Origin of the sequence: Parvibaculum sp. (assembly GCF_049672805.1) — a bacterium.
Classification (GTDB): Bacteria; Pseudomonadota; Alphaproteobacteria; order Parvibaculales; family Parvibaculaceae; genus Parvibaculum.
The window spans coordinates 1-7789 of the sequence record NZ_JBATWS010000441.1 but is presented as its reverse complement, the minus strand read 5'-3'; the positions used below and the strand labels follow the sequence as shown (position 1 = coordinate 7789).

The window sequence follows — 7789 nt, the reverse complement described above, 5'->3', positions numbered from 1 at the left end:
TCTTATTGATCGAAAAGCCGGTGGCGAGCCAGATGTCTGAAATGCAGACTAGCCCGTTGCCCTCAGTTCGGATTTGCTTGCCGCGAAGGGTCGGTAAATGGGCGTTGTTCATCGTCGTCCTTTCTGGTTGCGTCATTTCGCACCAGTGGACAAAGCCCCCATACCTGCCTAAAATCGGCCCATCCAGGGAGGGCGCTGTTCCACCAGCGCTGGACCCAAACGAGCCGTCCTGATCCCCAAGATCATGGACGGCTCACTTGTTTGAGCCAGATTCAAAGTACCACCCTCAAGCTAAGCTGGCAATGTATCGAGCGGCATGCGTTTTTATTTCAAAATCAATGGCTTAGGTAATTTCTTGTAGGGCTGGCGTTCTTGATTTGTCCTTTGCAATGCGGTCCAGTCTGTTAGTGGGACATAACGAGGCGAATCCTTGGGTTTGCAAAGTATACTATTCCCCCAGAGAGAGACGCCACCCGGCACCGCATCGCCTGCCGCCGGTGCGCCTGCAAGGCTCGCAATCCCGCCGCCCGCTCCGAAAATCTTCGCAAGACGGTTGAGCAGGTGCTGGCGAATCTCGGTGACGGTCATGAACTGCGAGGCCGAGGAGCTGGCATGGGCTTCGCCCGACAGCGCGTCATAGGCCGCTCGCGCCTCATCGTCGGTCATGGTCACAATCTCGTCAAAGAGCGGATGACCGGGACCGAAACTCTGAAGCGCGGCGCCGGCACCCTGCTGGTTCGACGTGTTGGCGATGTCGCCGAAGTTGATATTGTTGCGCACCAGCTGGAGATAGACGTTGTTGGCGTCGTAATCGAGCGCCGCATCGAGGAAGACATAATCGGACAAGACCGTGCCGAAAGTGCCGTCGATGCCGGCATCAGCCGTCAGGATCTTATAGACCGATGACGGAGCGTAGGTGCCGTTGAGACCGATTTTATGCACCGACGCGCCATTGAGAAAGGCGGTGCCGGTGACATGGATCAGGTCCGCATCGGTGTTCGAGGGATCGGTCTCGACTTCATAGGTCGCATCGGGATCAAAGGTGAAAGCTCGCGCCCGCAAAGCCCGAGCTGTCGCCGGTCAGCGTTGTCGTGCCCGCACCGAGCTGACGGAAATCGCCCGAACCGGACATGACGCCGACATAAGTGTAGGCGTCCGAGCGGTCGATGGCGAAGGTGCCGTCATTGGTCACATCGCCCGCGAGCGCGCCCGTGGTACCGCCATCGCCGAGCTGCAGCGTACCGCCGGAGATCGTCGTGCCGCCACCATGCGCCGCAGCGGCCTTGAAGACCGTCTTGCCGCTTTCGACCAGCACTTCGCCGTTGCCGGAGATCGCCGCACCGAAGATCAAGCCGTTATCGGTGTGGTTGAAGACCAGCTTTCCATCGCCGTCGCCGAAGGCGAGCGATGCAGCATCAAGCGTACCGGCGGCAACCGCCGCCTCGCCCGAAGCCGCGCCGATGTTCAGCCGGCCGATCGAGCCGGCGACGGACGCGACGAAGACCGTGCCTTCCGACACGACCGCTCCCCCATCTGAAATGCCGAGCGTGCCGGAGCCTGCATAGCCGACATAGAGATCGCCCGAGTTGGTCCAGGTGCTGGCGTTGTAAACGAGAATGGAACCGCTTGTTCCAGCACCGCTACCAATCTGCGCGTCAGCAGAGACGGCGTCGGCGGCGTCGATCTGCACTGTGCCACCATTATCAACGGTGACACTGTCACCTGCCGTGGGGACACCGGCCGGGTTCCAGTTGACGCCGTTGGCCCAGCTGCCTGCGCCCGGATTTTGCCAGTCTGCAGCCTGAAGAGGTGAAGTGGGAAGCAGGAGACCTGCACACAAAACCACCCCTGCGCCTGCCGCATTGCGGCGCACGTCGTACCAACGCTTTTTATCCATTGCCCCCCAGAACCCTGCTTCAGGCCCGGACCACCCCTAGCCCGCGCAGTTGATTTGTCATTTGACCCAAATAGGATTTAAGTTCCGTTACTACCGATTTGGGACATCGCTTTTCCGGGCTCTCGGCAGTCAGAAGTATCAAGGGTTCTGAAGTCTCGTTCAGCCTCGCGTGAAAGCGCGGCGAAGGTCTCCGAGGCGCACAGCACCCGTGATCTGGCAGAGGAAGAAGAAGGCAACGGCGCCAAGCCCGATCAGCACCATCAGCGCCGCAAGGCTGATCGCAAGCCCCTCATCAAGATAGGGCGAGAGCGCGGCCGCGCCGAACCAGAGCGTCGCGCCCATTCCTCCTGCTGCCAGAAGGATGAGAGGCAGGCGGCGCGCAAGTTGCGCGTCCGGCGTGAAGGCGCCCTGTCGGTTGAGCCGCCAGCCAAGCTGGCCCGCATTGAGCCAGGCGGCAACCGTTGTTCCCGTTGCAATGCCCGCAAAGCCGAAGGGCACAAAAAGCACGATGCTTGTTGCGATGTTGACCGCAATCGAGATTGCCGCAAAGCGGAGCGGCGTTTTCGTGTCTTCCCGCGCGAAGAAGCCCGGCTGGAACACCTTGATGAGCACGAAGGCCGGAAGCCCCGCCGAATAGATGATGAGTGCAAGCGCCGTGGCTTCGGTGTCGGCGCGGGTGAAAGCACCGCGCTCGAACAGCACACGGATGATTTCAAATGACAGCATCGCTGCACCGACAGCAGCGGGAATCGTGAGCAGCATCGAAAACTCGATGGCGCGGTTCTGGCTCCAGGCAACGCCTTCCGTATCATTCGCGCGCAGGCGGCGCGACAGTTCCGGCAGAAGCACAATGCCGATCGCAATGCCGATCACGGCGAGCGGAAGCTGATAGATACGGTCCGCATAATAGAGCCATGACACCGCACCCGCCTGCAGCGAGGCGATCATGGTGCCGATGGTGAGGTTCACTTGCGTAATGCCGCCCGCGATGACGCCCGGCACGCCGAGACGGAATAGGCGGCGCACTTCCGGCGTGAGGCGGGGCCTGCGCAACCGCAGCACGATGCCCGCCCGCCAGAGAGAGAAGGAGAGCCAGACAAACTGCACCACACCTGCCGCTGCCACACCCCATGCCAGCGCGCGGCCCGGATTATCCGTCAGCGGCACCAGAAAGAGGATGGCGAAGATCAGCGTCACATTGAGCATGACGGGCGCAGCCGCGCCGGGAAAGAAGCGGCCCAGCGAATTGAGGATCGCGGATTGCAGCGCAGTCAGCGAAATGAAAAGAAGATAGGGAAAGGTGATCCGCGTGAACTCGACCGCCCAGTCGAATTTCTGCGGGTCTTCCGAAAAGCCCGGTGCGAAGATAAGCATGAGCCAGGGTGTGGCAAGCTCGGCTGCGATGGTGATGAGAAGCAGCGCGACGAGAAGCACCGCCAGAGCATCTTCCGCAAAGCGCCGCGCCGCCTCCTTGCCGCCCCCTTCGAGGCGCTTGGCAAAAAGCGGCACAAAGGCGGAGTTGAACGCGCCTTCCGCGAAGATCGATCGGAACATGTTGGGAAAGCGGAAGGCGACGAAAAACGCATCCGCCACCGGCCCGGTGCCAACGGCAGCCGCCACCATGACATCGCGCAGAAAGCCGAGCAGGCGGCTCAGAAGCGTGGTGCCGCCAATAGTCGCGGCCGAGCGAACGAGGTTCATGAAATCAGGACCATGGGAAAGCGGCTCGGACGGGGTGGTTTCATTCCCTCAATCTCTAGCCCTGTTCGGGCAAAATTACGAATGACTCATTGTATCGGTGAACGCATCCGGGTGACAGGATGAGCCTCACGCAGCCGCGACGTCCTCGCGGCGGCGCTTGGCGGGGCGGGCCTTGGCCATCGGGTCGGCAAGTGCTTCGAGAAGATGGCGTTCGACGGCCTTCTTCTTGTTCGCATTCGTGACCTTGTGGCCGATCACATCCTTCACATAGAAGACGTCCACCGCGCGCTCGCCATAGGTGGTGATATGGGCGGAACCGATGGTGAGGCCGAGATGGAAAAGCGCGCGGGCAAGCGCGTGGACAAGGCCCGGCCTGTCGAGACCGTTCACCTCGATCACGGTGTAGTCCTCCGACGCTTCATTATCGATGAAGACCTGCGGGGCGACCGTGAAAGCATCCGCGCGGCGCGATGAGCGGGCGCGGCTTTCGATCGCGTCAGGCGGCAACACTTCGCCCGCCAGCACCTTGCGGAACATGTCTTCAAGGCGGCGGATGCGGCGCTCCTCGCGCACCGCTGTTCCGTCCGGGTCCTGCACCCAGAGCATGTCGAGCGCCATGCCGTCGCGCGTGGTAAAGATTTTCGCGTCCACAATGTTCATGCCGAGCACGGCGCAGGCACCTGCGAAACGCGCAAAGAGGCCCGGATGGTCCTGAGTGTAAAGCGTGATCTCGGTCACGGCGCGCATGGGTGCCGGCTCTGCCGTAATGGCGAGCGCATCTTCCGGCGCGTTGCGGATGAAGGCGGCGTGGCGCTCCTGCATATCCGTGTCGGTTGAAAGCCAATAGGCATCCCCATGCCGCTTCAGATAACGCTCCAGCGTTGCCTTTGGCCAATCACCGAGCCGCGCGGCAAGTGCTTCCTTTGCTTCCGCGACACGGCTCTTGCGGTTGAGCGCGCTTTCGCCGCCTTGCAGCACCGCTTCCGTTTCGAAATAGAGCTGGCGCAGCAACTGGCCCTTCCAGCCATTCCAGACGCCGGGGCCGACCGCCATGATGTCCACCACGGTCAGCACATAAAGCATCCGCAGCCGCTCCGGGCTTTGCACCAGGGCGGCGAAATCGCGGACGGTGCGCGGATCGGCAATGTCGCGCCGCTGCGCGATATCCGACATGACGAGATGGTTCTGCACGAGCCAGGCCACTGCTTCCGTTTCGCCCTCGCTCATGCCGAGGCGCGGGCAGAGGCGGCGCGCAATGGCTGCACCTGCATCGGAATGGTCTTCATCGCGGCCCTTCGCGATGTCATGCAGAAAGACGGACATATAGAGCGCGTTGCGACTCTTTATCTTGCCCATGATTTCATGCGCGAGCGGATATTCTTCCAGCGCCTTGCCGCGTTCGACTTCCGACAGGATGCCGATTGCACGCAGCAAATGCTCATCAGCCGTGTAGTGGTGATACATGTTGAACTGCATCAGCGCGACGATGCGGCCGAAATCCGGCACGAAGCGGCCCAGCACGCCCGCCTCATTCATTAGACGGAGCATAGCTTCGGGTGTTTTCTTCGAGGTGAGGATTTCGAGGAAGAGACGGTTTGCTTCCTCATTCCGGCGCAGCGCGGCATCGACCAGTTTCAGCGAGCGCGTGACGATCTTCAGAACGTCGGGGTGAATATCAAGCCCGTGGCTCTCAGCCACATGAAAGAGACGGATGATGTTCACCGGGTCTTTTTCAAAGAACTTCGAGTTTGTCACGGTGAGGCGGCCGTTTTCCACCGCAAAGCCGCGAATGACTTTCTTGCGGCGAAGCGCCTGCATGAAGCGGCCGATGGACGGCTTCTTCTTGCGCTCCTGCTCTTCCAGCACCGCGCAGAAAATGCGCGTGAGATCGCCCACATCCTTGGCGACGAGGAAATAGTGCTTCATGAAACGCTCGACAGCCTTCAGCCCGCCATGACCCTGATAGCCAAGGCGCTTTGCCATTTCGGTCTGGATGTCGAAGCTGATGCGCTCTTCCGCGCGGCCAGTGAGGAAATGCAGCTCGCAGCGTACCGCCCATAGAAAATTTTCGGCCTTGCGGAAGGTCTGATATTCCTCGCGCGTGAAGACGCCGACCTTGACCAGATCGGATGTCTGCTTCACGCGGTACACATATTTCGCGATCCAGAACAGCGTGTTGAGGTCGCGCAGGCCCCCCTTGCCTTCCTTGACATTCGGCTCCACCAGATAGCGGCTCTCGCCGCTGCGCTGATGGCGAAGGTCGCGCTCGGCGAGTTTTGCTTCGACAAATTCATTCGCGGTGCCCTTCACCACCTCCTCGTCGAAACGCTCCTGCAACTCGTCAAAAAGCGGGCGGTCTCCCTGAATGAAGCGCGCTTCGAGCAGCGCCGTGCGGATGGTGAAGTCCTCGCGCGACAGACGAATGCAATCATCAATCGAACGCGTCGAATGGCCAACCTTGAGGCCGAGATCCCAGAGCGCATAGAGCATGTATTCGACCACGCTCTCGCCCCAGGGCGTCTGCTTGTAGGGAAGCAGGAAAAGAAGATCGATGTCGGAACCCGGCGCCAGCGTGCCGCGCCCGTACCCGCCGACAGCCGCAATCGCAATGCGCTCCGCCTCGCTCGGATTGGGGGCGGGGAATATGTGGTGGGTCGCGAAAGTATAAAGTTCCCGGATGATCGTGTCTTGAAGGTAGCAAAGGCTTTCGGCGCAGGCGCGGCCCCTGTGTGCCCCCTGCTCCAGCCGCTCCCGCGCCTTGCCGCGCCCCGCCGTGAGGGCCGATTTCAGCACCGACACGATGCCGCGTTTCAGCGCCAGATCATCCCGGGTCTCGGCGGCAAGCGCGTTCAGCTTTTCGCGGATATCTGCCGGATCGGCAATTTCGAGCATGCTGGGGAGGGTGCGGCCCATAAGGGCAAACTCCTTGAGACGGAAAGGGGCGACGCTGACGCGCTTTGCGCATTAAACCCGTATATGGGGGCGGGCGGAAAGTTTATCAGCAGATATCGGGATTATAGCCAAGCTGTCGGAATCATTGGTTTATTTTCGCCGCACGCTGCATTTTCGACACGGTTTCGCGGCGCATCCCCCCGTTTCGTGCCCGGTTCAGCACTGGCCGGGGTGAGGCCCCGCGGCCGGGTGGCGAAAGGCCGCTGCCGCCTTATCCCCCTCATCATGGTCTTCGCCTTGACAAGAAAACGCCCGGCCAGACATTGTGGCCCGAACTTTGGGAAGGCCCGCGAAAATTGAGCCGGGCGAACAGGCGGACAGGATTTGAAGCAGAATAGCGAGATCGACCGGCGCAAGATTTTCAGCCGATTGCTGCAGGGCTGGCTGAAAGACCGCAAGCAATTTTCGCGGAAGAAGATCCACCGCACCTGCCCCGTCTGTAGCTATCATGGCATCTTCCTGTCGGTCGGGCGCCCTTCGCGCTGGGACACACGCTGCCCGAATTGCGGCTCGCGCGAACGCCACCGCCTGCTGCAGCTCTATCTCAACGATCACAATATTGATCTGACGACGAAGAAGGTCCTGCAATTCGGCCCGGAGAAGTGGCTGATGCGGGCGATGAAGAACAACCCGGATTACGAACCTGCCGATCTCTATGCGCCGATTGCGAAGTTCCGGCTCGACATCACGAAGATCGACCGGCCCGACAATTTCTTCGACGTGGTGATCGCAAACCATGTCTTTGAGCATGTCGATGATGACCGCGCAGCCATGTCGGAAATGTGCCGCGTGCTGAAGCCCGGCGGCTATGGCTTCTTCTCGGTGCCGATCAACCTGTCGCGCGACGAGACTTACGAGAACCCCGCCATCACCGATCCTGACGAGCGCTTCGCCCATTTCGGCGGCACGGATCACAAGCGCTTCTATGGGCGCGACTTTGCGGCGAAGCTTGAAGCTGCAGGCTTCACCTCCGTCGAGGCCTATCGCCGCGCGCCGGAAGAAGAAGTGAAATGGGGTCTGCTGCGCGACGAATGCATCTATATCGCGCGGAAATAGATCAGCTAGCGGCGAGCGCCTTCAGCCTGTAGAGCAGTTCCAGTGCTTCTTTTGGCGTGAGATCATCGGGATTGATCTCCTTCAATGCCGCCTCCACCCCGCTTTCATCCGTTGACGGAGCAGTTTCTGCGCGGGCAGAGAAAAGCGGCAGGTCGTCCACGAGTTTCGCACGCGCCTCGCGGT

General features: G+C 60.8%; 6 protein-coding genes. 1 reads left to right on the top strand and 5 read right to left on the bottom strand.

Annotation, left to right across the window (positions count from 1 at the left end; translation table 11 throughout):
• Positions 1 to 324 precede the first annotated feature (324 nt).
• The 4 genes from WBF74_RS13770 to WBF74_RS13755 all read right to left on the bottom strand — a co-directional run bounded on the left by WBF74_RS13770 (position 325) and on the right by WBF74_RS13755 (position 6511).
• Entirely contained in the window at positions 325 to 1062 is a 738-nt protein-coding gene (locus WBF74_RS13770; RefSeq protein ID WP_424440886.1) for a hypothetical protein, read from the bottom strand.
• Entirely contained in the window at positions 1037 to 1897 is an 861-nt protein-coding gene (locus WBF74_RS13765) for a hypothetical protein (protein WP_424440884.1), read from the bottom strand. Before WBF74_RS13765 ends, WBF74_RS13770 begins: the two co-directional genes overlap by 26 nt.
• Positions 1898 to 2056: 159 nt before the next feature.
• The gene (gene murJ, locus WBF74_RS13760) at positions 2057 to 3598 is read right to left on the bottom strand and encodes a murein biosynthesis integral membrane protein MurJ (RefSeq protein ID WP_424440882.1); all 1542 of its coding nucleotides are present in this window, start codon (positions 3596 to 3598) and stop codon (positions 2057 to 2059) included.
• Between the two features lie 126 nt (positions 3599 to 3724).
• Complete coding sequence (locus WBF74_RS13755; RefSeq protein WP_424440880.1) at positions 3725 to 6511, bottom strand: [protein-PII] uridylyltransferase; 2787 nt, start codon at positions 6509 to 6511, stop codon at positions 3725 to 3727.
• A 363-nt stretch (positions 6512 to 6874) separates the two neighbouring features.
• On the opposite strand from WBF74_RS13755, the gene WBF74_RS13750 reads away from it, so the two are divergent.
• Entirely contained in the window at positions 6875 to 7606 is a 732-nt protein-coding gene (locus tag WBF74_RS13750) for a class I SAM-dependent methyltransferase (RefSeq protein WP_424440878.1), read from the top strand.
• Between the two features lies 1 nt (position 7607).
• Here the strand turns inward: WBF74_RS13750 and WBF74_RS13745 are convergent.
• Positions 7608 to 7789: hypothetical protein (locus tag WBF74_RS13745; protein WP_424440876.1), on the bottom strand; the 182-nt coding region annotated here is incomplete at its 5' end.